This is a genomic window from Nitratireductor rhodophyticola (genome assembly GCF_019891355.1).
Classification (GTDB): Bacteria; Pseudomonadota; Alphaproteobacteria; order Rhizobiales; family Rhizobiaceae; genus Nitratireductor; species Nitratireductor rhodophyticola.
Genome location: NZ_JAHSSF010000004.1, coordinates 418,068 through 432,082, shown reverse-complemented (window position 1 = coordinate 432,082; position 14,015 = coordinate 418,068). Strand labels below are relative to the sequence as shown.

At 60.0% G+C, this 14,015-nt stretch carries 13 protein-coding genes; 6 read left to right on the top strand and 7 right to left on the bottom strand.

What is annotated here, in order from left to right:
- Window positions 1-61: 61 nt before the first annotated feature.
- The gene (locus KUG85_RS17510) at window positions 62-1,165 is read right to left on the bottom strand and encodes a CobW family GTP-binding protein (protein WP_223006230.1); all 1,104 of its coding nucleotides are present in this window, start codon (window positions 1,163-1,165) and stop codon (window positions 62-64) included.
- Between the two features lie 63 nt (window positions 1,166-1,228).
- Window positions 1,229-1,993: a creatininase family protein gene (locus KUG85_RS17505; protein ID WP_223006229.1), complete on the bottom strand. Its 765-nt coding sequence runs from the start codon at window positions 1,991-1,993 to the stop codon at window positions 1,229-1,231.
- A gap of 172 nt (window positions 1,994-2,165) precedes the next feature.
- Here KUG85_RS17505 and KUG85_RS17500 point away from each other — a divergent pair, with 172 nt between their 5' ends.
- The 4 genes from KUG85_RS17500 (at window position 2,166) to KUG85_RS17485 (ending at window position 5,465) form a co-directional block, all read left to right on the top strand.
- Window positions 2,166-2,642, top strand: a complete 477-nt coding sequence (locus tag KUG85_RS17500; RefSeq protein WP_065815826.1) for a MarR family winged helix-turn-helix transcriptional regulator — start codon at window positions 2,166-2,168, stop codon at window positions 2,640-2,642.
- Window positions 2,643-2,870: 228 nt separating this feature from the next.
- Window positions 2,871-3,890 carry a LacI family DNA-binding transcriptional regulator gene (locus tag KUG85_RS17495; RefSeq protein WP_025030476.1) on the top strand — a complete coding sequence of 340 codons (1,020 nt, stop codon included), beginning with the start codon at window positions 2,871-2,873 and terminating at the stop codon, window positions 3,888-3,890.
- Between the two features lie 47 nt (window positions 3,891-3,937).
- On the top strand, window positions 3,938-4,930 hold the full coding sequence (locus tag KUG85_RS17490) for a 2-hydroxyacid dehydrogenase (protein WP_223006228.1): 993 nt from the start codon (window positions 3,938-3,940) through the stop codon (window positions 4,928-4,930).
- Window positions 4,931-5,063: 133 nt separating this feature from the next.
- Window positions 5,064-5,465, top strand: a complete 402-nt coding sequence (locus tag KUG85_RS17485) for a hypothetical protein (RefSeq protein WP_065815824.1) — start codon at window positions 5,064-5,066, stop codon at window positions 5,463-5,465.
- Here the strand turns inward: KUG85_RS17485 and KUG85_RS17480 are convergent, their stop codons facing one another.
- Window positions 5,466-6,239 (bottom strand): gamma-glutamyl-gamma-aminobutyrate hydrolase family protein, encoded by a 774-nt coding sequence (locus KUG85_RS17480; RefSeq protein WP_223006227.1) that lies wholly within the window; start codon window positions 6,237-6,239, stop codon window positions 5,466-5,468.
- 269 nt (window positions 6,240-6,508) lie between these two features.
- Here KUG85_RS17480 and KUG85_RS17475 point away from each other — a divergent pair, with 269 nt between their 5' ends.
- Window positions 6,509-7,615: a TRAP transporter substrate-binding protein gene (locus KUG85_RS17475; protein ID WP_065815822.1), complete on the top strand. Its 1,107-nt coding sequence runs from the start codon at window positions 6,509-6,511 to the stop codon at window positions 7,613-7,615.
- 71 nt (window positions 7,616-7,686) lie between these two features.
- Here KUG85_RS17475 and KUG85_RS17470 read toward each other — a convergent pair whose 3' ends face one another.
- A complete protein-coding gene (locus tag KUG85_RS17470; RefSeq protein WP_223006226.1) occupies window positions 7,687-9,546 on the bottom strand; it encodes a TRAP transporter large permease in 1,860 nt (619 codons plus the stop codon).
- Window positions 9,539-10,147: a TRAP transporter small permease subunit gene (locus KUG85_RS17465; protein ID WP_065815820.1), complete on the bottom strand. Its 609-nt coding sequence runs from the start codon at window positions 10,145-10,147 to the stop codon at window positions 9,539-9,541. Before KUG85_RS17465 ends, KUG85_RS17470 begins: the two co-directional genes overlap by 8 nt.
- 371 nt (window positions 10,148-10,518) lie before the next feature.
- Here KUG85_RS17465 and KUG85_RS17460 point away from each other — a divergent pair, with 371 nt between their 5' ends.
- Window positions 10,519-11,613 (top strand): TRAP transporter substrate-binding protein, encoded by a 1,095-nt coding sequence (locus KUG85_RS17460; protein WP_065816005.1) that lies wholly within the window; start codon window positions 10,519-10,521, stop codon window positions 11,611-11,613.
- A 67-nt stretch (window positions 11,614-11,680) separates the two neighbouring features.
- Here the strand turns inward: KUG85_RS17460 and KUG85_RS17455 are convergent, their stop codons facing one another.
- Together KUG85_RS17455 and KUG85_RS17450 are read right to left on the bottom strand one after the other, a co-directional pair.
- Window positions 11,681-13,072 (bottom strand): TRAP transporter large permease, encoded by a 1,392-nt coding sequence (locus tag KUG85_RS17455; RefSeq protein WP_007008846.1) that lies wholly within the window; start codon window positions 13,070-13,072, stop codon window positions 11,681-11,683.
- Window positions 13,072-13,644 carry a TRAP transporter small permease subunit gene (locus KUG85_RS17450; protein WP_223006225.1) on the bottom strand — a complete coding sequence of 191 codons (573 nt, stop codon included), beginning with the start codon at window positions 13,642-13,644 and terminating at the stop codon, window positions 13,072-13,074. Before KUG85_RS17450 ends, KUG85_RS17455 begins: the two co-directional genes overlap by 1 nt.
- Window positions 13,645-14,015: the final 371 nt, after the last annotated feature.

The window sequence follows — 14,015 nt, the reverse complement described above, 5'->3', positions numbered from 1 at the left end:
GTCCTGGGCGATGCAGGTCTATGGATTTCGTATGGCGTGGCGCGGATGGCTCTGTCAGGCGTTATGCCTGACAGGCCTCGAATGTGCGCTGCAGACGCTCGGTGTCGAGGTCGCGCCCAATGAAGACGAGGCGGGTTTCGCGCTTTTCGTCCTCGCGCCAGGGGCGCTGGTGATCGCCCTCGATGATCATGTGCACGCCCTGCACCACGAACCGGTCCGGATCGTCCGGGAACGCGATGATGCCCTTGAGGCGCAGAATGCTCGGACCGTCCATCTGCGTGGTCTTCTCGATCCACGGGAAGAACTTCTTCGGGTCCATCTCGCCACCGCGCAGCGAGAGCGATTTCACGCCCGCATCGTGGATCGGCGAGGCCGCGCCATGATCATGCGCGTGGTGATGATGATCGTGCCCGTGCGCATGATCGTGGTGATGATCGTGATGGTCGTGGTCGCAGTCGGGGCCGCACACATGGTCGGGATCGTCGTGATCGAGGAAGTGCGGATCATTATCGAGCACACGCTTCAGATCGAACGCGCCACGGTCCAGAACCTCGGTCAGCGAAACGCCGGCGCGTTCGGCGCGGTGAATGCGGGCCATCGGGTTGATTGCGCGGATCGTTGCCTCGACCGCCGCCAGTTCTTCCGGCGTGACGAGATCGGTCTTGTTGACGATCACGACATCGGCGAACGCGATCTGGTCTTCGGCCTCGTTGGAATCCTTCAGGCGCAGCGGCAGGTGCTTGGCGTCGACCAGCGCGACAACCGCATCAAGGCGGGTCTTGGCGCGCACATCGTCATCCATAAAGAAGGTTTGCGCCACGGGGGCGGGATCGGCCAGGCCCGTGGTCTCCACGACGATGGCGTCGAACCGGCCCGGACGCCGGGTCAGCCCTTCGACCACCCGCACCAGGTCGCCGCGCACCGTGCAGCACACGCAGCCATTGTTCATTTCGTAGATTTCCTCGTCGGATTCCACGATCAGGTCGTTGTCGATGCCGATCTCGCCGAATTCGTTGACGATCACCGCATAACGCTTGCCGTGGTCTTCGGTGAGAATGCGGTTCAGAAGCGTCGTCTTGCCTGAACCCAGATAGCCGGTCAGCACAGTGACGGGGATCTGTGTCGGGGTGGTTTCGCTGGGCGTCTCGGTCTGAACGTCGGACATGATTTCTCGCAAAACTGGAATTGTTTCTCGACTATATAAGACGGCGTCCGGGCGATTGCACGGTCAGTGTTCGAAGTGGGAAATGTCGAACCGGTCGACATCGTGAAGCAGATCCAGGAAGCCGGCCACGCTGTGGGCGATGATGCGATTTCCTGCTTCTGCGCTCGCCGCTGCTGCGTTGCCGGTGACGCCCTCGCGGGCGAGGTCGCGCATCATCCAGCCGAAAGCATGAGGACCGTATGCGCGCAAATGTGTGAAATCGCGGCAAAAGTCAGCCTGGGCGGATTTGAAGTCCATTGCCTTTCGCATGTCCACCATGTCGGGGCGCAATGCCAGCATGACGGAGGTCTCGATAAACCCACCGTGGATACCAAAAGCGCGCTCTTCCTCGGAGACGAGATCCTGCGGATACCCAAAGCGCGTCCAGCTCGTGGCAGCGGCCAGCATGCCGAATCGCACGCGCAATTCCGTTGTTACAATGGTGAGCAATGGTGAGTTGCCACCATGGGCGTTGAGAATGACGAGTTTGCGCAGACCAGCCCTGAACTGGGACTCCCCGATGCCGATCCACCGATTGGCAGCCTCCTCGAATGTCATGGATTGGGTTTGAGGAGAGTCGGAATGCTCCACTGAGTAGCCAATCTTCTCGACAGGAAGAAAAACAATACCGAGATTTTCTGGGGCCTCCCTTTTAACGGCCTCTACAATGCCTTGCGCAATGATCCAGTCAGTCTCGGGGGGCAGATGAGGGCCGTGCTGTTCAGTAGCGCCTATTGGCAGGATCGCTATTTTCTTTGCCGGCGTAGGTTTATTTTCTTGTGTATTCACAGCATGCCTCACGATCTATCAAGACAATTGCCGGGCAAAACTTTTATACGAAAGTAGAGCATAATTATTTGTCTGGGTAAGAGCAATCTATGGTTGCAATGGGATTCGTTAGAGCTATTTTGTTCAAGGGGCGTTCTATCTTATCGTTGAGGATGTCTAAAGGGGAGTTTTTATGGCCAAAGCTGTAAAGGGCGCGACAATTGGTTTGCTACAGTCGGCCGCTCGGCTTTCACGCACCGCTCTGGCCGAGCGGCTTCTGGAGCATGGGCTATATGCGGGGCAAGACAAGTTAATGCTGGCGTTATCGGTGGAGAATGGGCAAACGCCCAGCCAGCTTGCCACTCTTTTAGGTGTGCGTCCGCCGACAATTACCAAAACCATCAACCGACTGACGAATCAGGGCTTTCTTGAAAAGCGATTATCGCAGGAAGACGGACGCCGGGCGTATGTTTTCTTAACCGAAGAAGGAGAGCAGGCCATCCGGTCCATTGAGAAGTCGGTGCGCAAGACCGAAAAAATTGCGCTTAAAGGATTCGACAAGAAAGAGCAGAGGGTCTTGACGCGGCTTCTCTTCAAAGTCGAAGCGAATCTGAACGGCACCAGTTTTGACGATGTCGACGATGAAGACAGTATCGAGGTCGAAGCCTAGCATCTGATCGTCCAGCCTGTTTCCCGCAGAACCGACCCGATTTCACTGAAAGGCGACGTTGCGGCCGCGTATCCTGATTGACCTTTTGGCCGTCCGTGGCGTAAGCAGGTCTTTAAACAGTTTAGCAGGGTGCGACTGCGAGCCCGTCGCAGCACGAGCGGGTGGTGCGATCATGGATTGCGTTGCGCCTGGTGGTGAAGGCCATCCGCACGTTTGGGGGGATTCAGGCTGGCGCAGAAGATCAAACTTTCCACCATCGCCGAGGCGCTTGGCGTCTCCACGGCAACTGTTTCCCTGGCGTTGCGTGACAGTCCGCTGGTCGCCGATGCAACGCGTCAGCGGATCAAGGAGCATGCGCGCGAAATCGGCTATATCTACAACCGGCGTGCGGCAAGCCTGCGAACCTCCCGATCCGGCATTATCGGGGTCGTGGTTCATGACATCATGAACCCGTTCTTTGCCGAGATTCTGCGCTCTATCGAGACTGAACTTGACCGGTCGCGGCAGACCTTTCTCCTGTCCAACCATTACGACCAGCTGGAAAAGCAGCGCACGTTCATCGACACGCTTTTGCAGCTGGGGGCTGACGGGGTCATCATGTCGCCGGCTATTGGTACGCCGCCACAGGATATTCGCCTTGTGGAGGAAAATGGTTTGCCGACGGTGCTTATCGCCCGATCCGTCGAAGGTGCGCGGGTGCCGGTGTTTCGTGGCGACGATGCCTACGGCACCGGGCTCGCGACCAATCACCTGATCTCGCTTGGACACACGCGCATTGCCATGATCGGAGGTACCGACCAGACCTCGACCGGCCGCGACCGGTATCAGGGCTACGTGGATGCGATGGGCAAGGCGGGGCTCGAGATCAAGCCGCAGTGGCGGTTTCCGGGGCCTCGCACCAAGCAGGCCGGCTTCGAGATTGCCGGGGCGTTTCTCGCGCTCAAGGACAAGCCCACAGCGGCGGTCTGCTGGAACGATCTCGTGGCCATCGGTCTCATGAACGGCATTGCCCGTGCCGGACTTGTACCCGGCGTCGACATCTCTGTAACCGGATATGACGATCTTGAAGAGGCGGCGATTGCGACCCCTGCACTGACCACCGTCTGGAACGGCCAGCGGGATGTGGGGCGTCGGGCGGCGCGCGTTCTGCTCGACAGATTGAACGGGGCTGAGGTGAATCCGGCTCAGGAACTTATCAAGCCGGAGCTTCATGTGCGTCAGTCGACCGGCAAGCCCGTCGAGCGCTGAACCATCCTGCAGAAAAGTCACCGGCTCATCTAATCGGGAGGAATGATTTGGCTGAAACACGAGACATCGCCATCCTGGTTCCGGGCGTGCTGCATCCACATGCGAAGGATCGCATTGCCGGGTCTTTCGAACTCGTGACGCTCGAGAGGGCGGATCCGGCTCTTGTGACGGAAGAGATGGCCGCAAGAGTGCGCGGTATGGCAGCCATGACGACGGTCGAGGCAGGCTTCATCGACGCATTGCCCCATCTGGAGATCATCGCCAATTTTGGTGTCGGCTATGACGCGGTGGATGCCGCGCATGCCGGTCGCCGAGGTATCATGGTGACCAACACGCCCGACGTTCTCACGGAGGAGGTGGCCGACACGGCGGTGGGCCTGCTTCTCAACACGGTGCGCGAACTGCCTCGCGCGGAGACATGGCTGCGTGAGGGGCGCTGGGCGCGCGAGGGAGGCTATCGTTTTTCGCGCGGTTCGCTGCGCGGGCGGACAGTAGGCATTTTCGGCATGGGGCGCATCGGCCGCGCCGTCGCGCAGCGGCTTGCCGCCTTTGGTTTGCCGATCGCCTATCACAACCGCCGGAAGCTCGATGACGTGCCGTATGTCTATCACGATACGCTTCCGGGACTTGCTGCAGCCGTCGATACCCTGATCTGCGTCGCCCCCGGAGGGCCGGAAACACACAGGGCCGTCAATGCCGATGTGTTTGAGGCACTGGGCGCAAACGGCGTTTTCGTCAATATCGGCCGTGGCAGCACGGTAGACGAGGCCGCACTGATCCAGGCGTTGCAGAAGGGCACGATCTTCGCGGCGGGTCTGGATGTGTTCGAGAACGAGCCGCATGTGCCGGAGGCATTGATCGCGCTGGAGAATGCGTCGCTTCTGCCGCATGTGGGATCGGCTTCGGTTGCGACGCGTCAGGCCATGGCGGATCTGGTGGTCGACAATCTTGTCACCTGGTTCACCCAAGACCGGGCAATCACACCTGTTCCCGAGACGGGCCATGTGAAGCGCCGGGGCGTTTCGCAGTCTGTCGGTTGACACTGAAAGGCCGCACGGCTCAAAAATTCGGCTGCGCGCAGAACGCCTTAAAGTTGTAGGCGTTAGCAATCGATTAACCAGAAAAATGGAAGCTCCCGGGATGATATCCCGATGACGATGGAGCTCCGATTTCATGAAACTGGTTGTGTCAGGGGCGCTGGTCTTGGCGCTGGTGGGCTCGTTTGGCTATTTTTCCGATCAGGGGGCGACGGGCAATGCCCTGGATCCGGACCGAGATGAGACTGGCCCTGCAGCCACTTCCGAGTTCACGTTGACGGGTATCGGTGTCAACGAGGTCTGCCGTGTGCGCCATGCGCCGGGAGAGGGGAGCACGCAGCTTGATCTCGACCGAAGCTGTGCTCGGATACTGCCGCGTCTTGCCGACGCCCGCATCTGGGAGGAGCGGCCTGACGGGACGGTTGTCTTCGTCTCGGCGGCAGGCGAGGCGCTGGTGGAGTTTTACCCGGGCGATGGCGCAGCCTATGAATCGCTGCGCCCGCGCACACCCCTGCTCAGCCTGTATCGGGAAAACTGATCACTCAGCCGCGATGCCCGCTCTCTCGCGGTTCGCGGCGTGGCGGCGGACGGCTTCGCCGAACGCTCTGAAGATCCGTGCCGAGGAATCGTCCCTGTGCGCCCAGTATTCGGGATGCCACTGGACACCGACGGCGAAGCCCGGCGCCTCCTTCATGGAGACGGCCTCCACTGTGCCATCGTCTGCCACTGCCTCGACCTGAAGACACGGAGCGGGCCTATCCACGCCCTGTCTGTGGACTGAGTTCACACGGACCTCGGACGTGTCGAATATGCGTGCGAGGCAGCCGCCAGGCGCCACTTTCACCGTCTGGCGGATGGCGAAACGGGTGTCATGACCGGCCTCCTGCGGTCCGCGATGATCGAAAGCCCCTTCGCGTTCGTGAATCTCCGTTGCGAGCGTTCCGCCGAGCGCCACGTTCAGTTCCTGAATTCCGCGGCAAATGGCCAGCAGCGGCACCCCCTTCTCGATGGCCTTGCGGATAAGAGGGAGGGTGGTGGCGTCGCGGGCATGGTCGTAGGGACCGTTCTCTTCACTGGCTTCCCCACCGTAGAGTTCGGGATAGACATTTGACTTCGATCCCGTCACGAGCACGCCGTCAACGGTTTCCAGCAGGCTGTCCAGATCGAGCCTGTCGCCGAGCGAGGGAAGCAGCACCGGCAGTACGCCGGCGGTGGAGACGGCGGCGTCGAGATAGGGCTGTGGCGTGGCATGCCACGTGTAGTTCTCGAAATCCTTTGCATCCGTCGAGACGGCGATCAGTGGGGTGTGCATTCGATAATCCGTTTTCTGGCGGTCGCTCTCAGAGATCGGAATGTAGACATTCCGCGCGCCTTTCCAATGGGCAGTTTCGGGATTTCGTTGGGCCTTCGACATTGGTCGCAGAACAGGGATCACACGCTGGACTTGGGCCGCCATGCATGCATTGATACCTGTGGTTTTCGGTGCCCGATATAAGCAAACAGCGTGGGGGCGGCGAAGCCGGCATGAAGCCGGGTGCCAAAGGCACTGCGGCAGACGGTTCCAGAATGGGAGGAGAACATATGGACCGCAGAACCTTCTTCAAGAAGGCAGGCATGGCAGGAACGGGCGTTGCCGCTGCGTCGGCGCTGGCCTCACCCGCCATAGCCCAGTCAATGCCAAAGATCACCTGGCGCTGCACGTCTTCGTTCCCGAAGGCGCTGGATACGATCTATGGCGCAGCCGAAACAATGGCCGAATTCGTGAAAGGGGCAACGGACGGCAATTTCGAGATTCAGATCTTCGCTGCGGGCGAGATCGTGCCTGGCCTTCAGGCGGCGGATGCGGCGGCTGCCGGCACCGTCGAAATGGCGCATACGGCGTCATATTATTATTGGGGCAAGGACGCGACCTACGCGCTGGGCACAGCCATCCCGTTCGGGCTCAACTATCGCCAGCAGAACGCCTGGCTTTATTATGGCGGCGGCAATGAGCTGTTGAACGAGTTCTACCACACCGAGGGGCTCCACACTCTTCCCTGCGGCAATACCGGTGCACAGATGGGCGGCTGGTTCCGAAAGGAGATCAACACCGTTGAGGATCTCAAGGGCCTCAAGATGCGCATCGGTGGCATGGGCGGCAAGATCATCGAGAAGCTCGGCGTGGTTCCCCAGCAGATCGCCGGTGGCGACATCTACCCTGCGCTCGAGAAAGGCACGATCGACGCGACCGAGTGGGTCGGCCCCTATGACGATCAGAAGCTCGGCTTCAACAAGGTCGCCCAGTATTACTACTATCCGGGATGGTGGGAAGGCGGTCCGGTCCTGAACGCCATGTTCAACAAGGCAAAGTGGGATGAACTGCCAGCGGCCTATCAGTCGGTGCTCGATGCGGCCTGTCGTGCAGCCAATGCCGACATGATGGCGAGCTACGATTACAAGAACCCGGCGGCTTTGCGTCAGTTGGTGGCGGATGGCGCGCAGCTGCGTCCGTTCAGTCAGGAAATCCTCGAGGCGTGCTACAACGCTGCGATGGAAACCTATGACGAGATCAACGCGTCTAATCCCACCTTCAAGAAGATCTACGACAATCAGCTGGCGTTCAAAAAGGATGCGTATCTCTGGGCGCAATTGTCCGAATATACGTTCGATACCTTCATGATGATCCAGCAGCGCGCTGGTAAACTCTGATCTGTCCCTGAAATCGCAGAAAACCCCGGAGTTGCGGCTCCGGGGTTTTCTTTTGCAGTCCTGCCGCCGTGTCAGTCAAAACTCGGCGGCTGGCTCAGATCCGGGCCAGCCGGGGCTGCCGGCTGCTCCTGTGGTGTCTCGCCCTGGGTGTTACCGGGCTGCGTGCCCAGCGGTGGCAGACCGCCGATGCCCGGCAGCTGCAGTCCGTTGTTCTGTTGCCCGTTTCCGTCGCCTGGAGCTGTTGTGGGTGGTGAACCGAACGGGGAGCCGCCCAGCCCGCCCGGCAGATCGAATGCGGGTCCTCCGTCGCTGCCGCCACCGAAGGTGGGAATGGTGATCTCAACCTCGTTCGGATCGACGGTGCTTTCCTGCTTGTAGTGCGTGACAAGGCCGGGAAACGCAATCACCAGGATGATCATCAGAAACTGGATGATGATGAAGGGGATGGCACCCTTGTAGATCTCCGTCGTCTTGACGGCGGGCAGAATGCGTCCGGAAACTTCGTCTTTCCATTCCTTCATCGGCGCGATCGATCTCAGATAGAACAGCGAGAAGCCGAAGGGCGGGGTCAGGAACGATGTCTGCAGATTGATGCCGAGAATGACGCCGAACCAGATCAGGTCGATGCCGAGCGTCTCGGCGGCTGGCACCAGGAGCGGGACCATGATGAAGGCAATCTCGAAGAAGTCGAGAAAGCAGCCGAGAATGAAGACGATGACGGTGACGGTAAGCAGGAAGCCGATTTCGCCGCCAGGCAGCGCCAGAAGAAGTTCCTCGATCCAGACATTGCCGTTGATCCCGTAGAAGGTCAGGCCGAAGACCCGCGCGCCAATCAGGATGAACATCACGAAGGCTGCAAGCTTCGTTGTGGCGTCCAGCGCCTGTTTGAGGACGGAAAAGGACAGCCTGCGCTTGACCAGGGCCAGCACGAGTGCGCCGGTTGCTCCCATGGCACCACCTTCGGTCGGTGTGGCGATGCCGAGAAAGATGGTTCCAAGGACGAGAAAGATCAGCGCCAGGGGCGGGATCAGCACGATCACCACCTGCTCGGCGAGCCGTGAAAGAATGTTCAGTTTCAGATGGCGATTGGCAAGGCTGAGGGCGAGAGCGAAGACCGTTGCCGTCGTGGCCGCCCAGACCAGTCTGACTTCGCTGCGCATATCGGCGAAAACGGTGTGATACGTGGCCAGGTAGATGCCGACCGACGCAGCCAGTAGAAGGATCAGAGAGATCACGCCGCCGCCGAGCGTGCGTGTTTCCGGCGGCAGGGCCGGAGCCCAGTGCGGTTTGACGATGGTGACGGCAAAGACAAGCAGGCAGTAGGTGCCGATGATGGCGAGGGCCGGCAGAAGCGCGCCCACATACATGTCTCCCACGGAACGGCCAAGCTGATCGGCCATCACGATCAGGACGAGCGACGGGGGGACGATCTGCGCCAGCGTGCCGGACGCGGCGATGGTGCCGGTGGCAAAGCCGCGATTATAGTTGTAGCGCATCATGATCGGCAACGAGATGAGCCCCATCGCGATCACCGATGCGGCGACGACCCCTGTCGTTGCGGCGAGGAGGGCGCCCACCAGCACTGCGGCGTAGGCAAGCCCGCCACGCACCGGCCCGAAGAGCTGGCCGATCGTGTCAAGCAGGTCTTCGGCCATCCGGGAGCGCTCCAGGATCAGCCCCATAAAGGTGAAAAACGGAATGGCGAGCAGCGTGTCGTTGTACATGATCCCGTAGATGCGCTCGGGGTGCGACTGCAGGAGCGGCCAGAAGAGCCGGATCTCACTGGAGATATGTGAGAGTTCAACACCGATCACGAAGAAGAGGAGGCCACCGGCAGCCAGTGTGAAGGCAACCGGATAGCCGATCAGCAGCATCGCCATGACGGTGACGAACATGATGGGCGCGAGATTGTGCGCGATCAGGTCAATCATCGCGCTTCTCCTCCATCTCAATGGCCGCTTCTGCGGCCGGATGCATTTCATGCTGCGGGTTCGGTTCGTCGATCAGGCCGCGCAGGACCGCATATCGCTTGACGATTTCGGAGATGGCCTGCGCCGTCAAAAGGATGAAGCCGGCAAGGACCATGAATTTGGCGGGCCAGATGATCAGGCCGCTCGCATTGGCGGAAATCTCGCCCGAAATGAAGGAACGCTGAAACCAGGGCCAGCTCAGCCAGACGATCAGCGATACGAATGGAAGCAGGAAGAAGACGTGGCAGAAAAGGTCGATCCAGTCCCGGGTCCGTTTCGTGAACAGGCTCGAAACGATGTCGATGCGGATGTGCTCATTGCGCTGCAACGTATAGGCGGACGCCAGCAGGAACACGGTGCCGTAGAGGTACCATTGCAGTTCGAGCAGGCTGTTGGAAGCCCTCGGTATCGGCAGGTAGGCGGGCAGGCCGTCTCCCAGAAAGCGGATGATGGCATTGTAGGCAGAGACCAGCACCGCAACCAGGATCAGCCACGAAACCTGCTTTCCGATGAATTGATTAATAGCGTCAATCAGGCGCGAAAGGCCAAGAAGCCCCGCCATGCTTTCCTCCCAGCAATGTGTTCCCCCCGGATCGTTTTTGTGATTCTCGGGCCTTATGCTTTGTCTTGCATCTGCAGCCTGCCTTCAAGTGAGCCAAAAGTCGACATTGAAACACGCAGGCAGGCGATACGGAGTGGCGCCGCGTCCGCGACATGCCGAAAAAGTGCAGCCGGACCGGGCCGATGCCCCAGTTCGCTGCTCTCGTGTAGACTGTGGCCATATTAGTAGGTCCTGACCCTAGACAGTTATGCTTGTGCGTGTATTGATGAGCTTCCGCTGCGCCGGAGCATGTTAACTACGGCGCTGCAGTAAAGTTGAAGAGGCCGTTCTGCGGCCCTTTTTTTCGTTTGATGTTCTTTTGGGAGGTATTCATGGATCGTCGTTCTTTCCTCAGGAAAGCGGGACTGGCCGGTGCCGGGGCGGGCGCTGCTGCGTTAGCCACGCCTGCGATCGCTCAGGGCAACCAGACCTGGCGCATGGTCACCACGTGGCCGAAGAATTTTCCGGGTCTGGGTGTCGGCGCCCAGCGGCTTGCAGATCGCATCACGGCGGCTTCGGACGGTCGGCTGACTGTGCAGGTTTATTCGGCGGGTGAACTCGTTCCGCCGCTGCAGTCGCTCGATGCCGTGATCGACGGTTCGGCCGAGATGAGCCATGGTGCGGCGTATTACTGGCAGAACAAGAGCCCGGCCCTGTCCTTCTTTACCGGTGTGCCCTACGGAATGACCTCGCGTGAAATGGCGGCATGGGTCCGCTATATGGGCGGTCAGGAAATCTGGGACGAGATCTACGACCAGTTCGGCGTTCAGGGCTTTCTTTCCGGCGATACGGGCACACAGGCCGGTGGCTGGTTCCGCGAGGAGCTGACGGGTCTCGATTCCGTAAAAGGTCTGCGCTTCCGCACGCCGGGCCTCGGCGGCCGGGTATGGGAGAAGCTTGGCGCGACGGTGACCAACATGGCTGCCGGCGAAATCTTCCAGGCGCTTCAGTCGGGCACGCTCGATGCGGCCGAGTTCGTCGGCCCCTACAACGATCTGGCGCTTGGTTTCTACCAGGTCGCCAAGAACTACTACTTCCCGAGCTTTGTGGAACCGGGACTGGCTACCGAGCTGGTGGTCAACAAGTCCAAGTATCAGGAGCTGCCCACCGACCTGCAGGCGATCGTCAAGGATGTCTGTCAGGCGGAATATGATCAGGTGGCTTCGGATTTCTACGCCAATGATCCGCGTGCCCTGAAGACACTGGTCGACGAGCACGGCGTCAATGTGCGCCAGTTCCCCGACGATATCGTTGAGGCAGGTGCGAAGGCAGCGGCCGAGATTCTCGGCGAGCTGCGCGATTCCGGCGATGCGCTGACGAAGAAGACGACGGAGAGCTTCATCGAGTCGCTCAACATCCTGCGCACCCGTACGGAAGGCACGGACGGTGCTTTCGTCGAGGCTCGCAAGAAATACTTCTCGATCTGATCTCGGTTGAGGTCGACGAAAAAGCCCGGCATCGCGCCGGGCTTTTTTGTTTTCTTGTGTCTGGATCCTAGCTGTAGATCGCTCTCGGAAGCCAGGTGGCGATCTCAGGGAACATGAACATGATGGCGATGGCCAGGAGCTGCAGCAGCACGAAAGGCAGTACTCCCTTATAGATCATCGACGTTTTCACGGAACCCGGTGCGACCCCGCGCAGATAAAACAGCGCGAAGCCGAAAGGCGGCGTGAGGAAGCTTGTCTGCAGGTTCACACCAACCAGAACGCCGAGCCAGACCGGGTCCACATCGAGGGCCAGCAGGATCGGTGCGGTGATCGGGATCACGATGAAGATGATCTCGAACGTGTCGAGGATGAAACCCAGCAGGAACATGATCAGCATGACCACGGCCACGGCCGCCAGCGTGCCGCCGGGCAGGTTGGCGAGGAACTCATGCACCAGATTGTCGCCGCCCATGAGACGGAAGACGATGGAGAAGACCGAAGCGCCGAACAGGATGATGAACACCATGCAGGTGATGGAGGCGGTGGCGATCGCCGTTTCGCGCAGAACGGCAAAAGAAAGCCGCCAGCGGAAGGCGGCAAGCACCATGGCGCCGACGGCGCCCACGGAGGCGGCTTCCGTCGGCGTGGCGATGCCGCCGAGGATCGAACCCAGAACGGCCATGATCAGCAGGAGCGGGGGTAAGAGCGCGACGGCGACCTCGCCCATCAACTCCTTCTTCTCTTCGGGCGGAACCGGTGTGGCCGGGCAGGAGGCCGGATCGAAGATGGCCTTGAGAAGCGTCCATCCGAGATAAAGCCCGACCAGCAGCACACCGGGAAGAAGTGCGCCGGCGAAGAGGTCGCCCACCGATACGGGAACCGGGGCGAAATTGCCCTTCGCCATCTGCACCTGCGCGTTGATGCCCGAAAGCATGTCGCCCATGAAGATGAGAACCGTGGAGGGAGGGATGATCTGTCCAAGCGTACCGGAAGCGCAGATGACGCCGGTCGCAAGCTTCGGATCGTAGTTCGCACGCAGCATTGCCGGTAGCGAGATCAGGCCCATGGTGACGACTGTGGCACCCACCACACCGGTGGATGCGGCCAGAAGCGCGCCGACGATGATGACCGACATGCCAAGCCCGCCGCGCAGATTGCCGAACAGCTTGCCCATGGTCAAAAGCAGTTGCTCTGCGATCTTGGAGCGCTCCAGCATCACGCCCATGAAGATGAAGAGCGGGACAGCCACCAGCACTTCATTGGTCATGTAGCCGATATAGCGGTTTGCCAGGCTGCCGAAATTCGACGGGTCGAAAACGCCGAACCACATGCCGACAAGACCGAACATGAGCGACACGCCAGCCAGCGTGAAGGCGACGGGAAAGCCCAGAAGAAGAAAGCCGATAATGCCGAAGAACATGAGCCCCGAAAGGAGCTCGCCAATCAGAACCGGATCCATCAGACGCTCGCCTCCGGCTGCTCTTCGTCATTGGTTTCGTATCTCAGTTTCGCCGGCAGCAGGGCTTCATTGCCGCTAAGGACAAGGATCGAGCGCAGCGCCATGGCGATGCCCTGCAGGGCGAGCAGTAGGGCAAAGCCGAGGATGAAACCCTTGAGGATGAAGAGCCCCGGCATGCCCCCGACATTGGCAGAAGCTTCCCCCAGCCGCCAGGAGCGGCTGACGAAGCTCCACCCGTAATAGAAAACGACCCAGGAAAACGGCAGCAGGAACAGGACCACGCCAACCAGATCCACGATTGCCTTGTGACGCGTGCTCGCCGGCCGGTAGAAAATGTCGACCCGCACATGGTCGTTTCGGAGAAGGGCGAAGCCGGCGACGGCGGTGAACATCGCTCCGTTCAGCCAGATATAGAGGTCCTGCATCCACACAAAGCTCGTCGCAAAGACGTAGCGCTGCACGACGACGGTGAAACACACCAGGACGATGGCCAGTGACAGCCACGAAAAGATATTGCCGACAAGGGCATTCAGGCCGCTGATTATGCGGACCAGAAAAGCGATTGCGCGCACGGTCAGTTACCTCCGCCGTTGGCGCGCACGGCGAGCGGCGCGTGATGGTATGCCATGAGGCCCTCTTGCATTTCCCCGATTCGGGCGGAAGTTGTTCCCTATCCTGCCCTTCAACCTGGTAGCCAGGCAGCGCCTGATTAGCAGCTTTGTTTCTGGCGAAAAAGTAACCGGGCGGGAAAAGTCGCCTTTTTGCCTTTCGAACCTAAATTATGAAGTGAATATGCCGGACTGGATGCTGCGTTCGGGGAGCAGGCAGGTATACTCCGGTCAGATTCGTGCGCCGTTCATGCGGCCCGGCTAATAAAATGTCCCCGGAAATGCCGTATTTTGTGTTGGCGTTGCTCATTGTTGTGGAGCCCGCAAATTCGTTT

Excerpts from the sequence above, each read along its gene's own strand:
- KUG85_RS17500 (WP_065815826.1), top strand. The coding sequence starts at position 2,166 with ATGGCCAAAGCTGTAAAGGGCGCGACAATTGGTTTGCTACAGTCGGCC.
- KUG85_RS17455 (WP_007008846.1), bottom strand. The coding sequence starts at position 13,072 with ATGGATCCGGTTCTGATTGGCGAGCTCCTTTCGGGGCTCATGTTCTTC.
- KUG85_RS17460 (WP_065816005.1), top strand. The coding sequence starts at position 10,519 with ATGGATCGTCGTTCTTTCCTCAGGAAAGCGGGACTGGCCGGTGCCGGG.
- KUG85_RS17465 (WP_065815820.1), bottom strand. The coding sequence starts at position 10,147 with ATGGCGGGGCTTCTTGGCCTTTCGCGCCTGATTGACGCTATTAATCAA.
- KUG85_RS17480 (WP_223006227.1), bottom strand. The coding sequence starts at position 6,239 with ATGCACACCCCACTGATCGCCGTCTCGACGGATGCAAAGGATTTCGAG.
- KUG85_RS17510 (WP_223006230.1), bottom strand. The coding sequence starts at position 1,165 with ATGTCCGACGTTCAGACCGAGACGCCCAGCGAAACCACCCCGACACAG.
- KUG85_RS17485 (WP_065815824.1), top strand. The coding sequence starts at position 5,064 with ATGAAACTGGTTGTGTCAGGGGCGCTGGTCTTGGCGCTGGTGGGCTCG.
- KUG85_RS17475 (WP_065815822.1), top strand. The coding sequence starts at position 6,509 with ATGGACCGCAGAACCTTCTTCAAGAAGGCAGGCATGGCAGGAACGGGC.
- KUG85_RS17470 (WP_223006226.1), bottom strand. The coding sequence starts at position 9,546 with ATGATTGACCTGATCGCGCACAATCTCGCGCCCATCATGTTCGTCACC.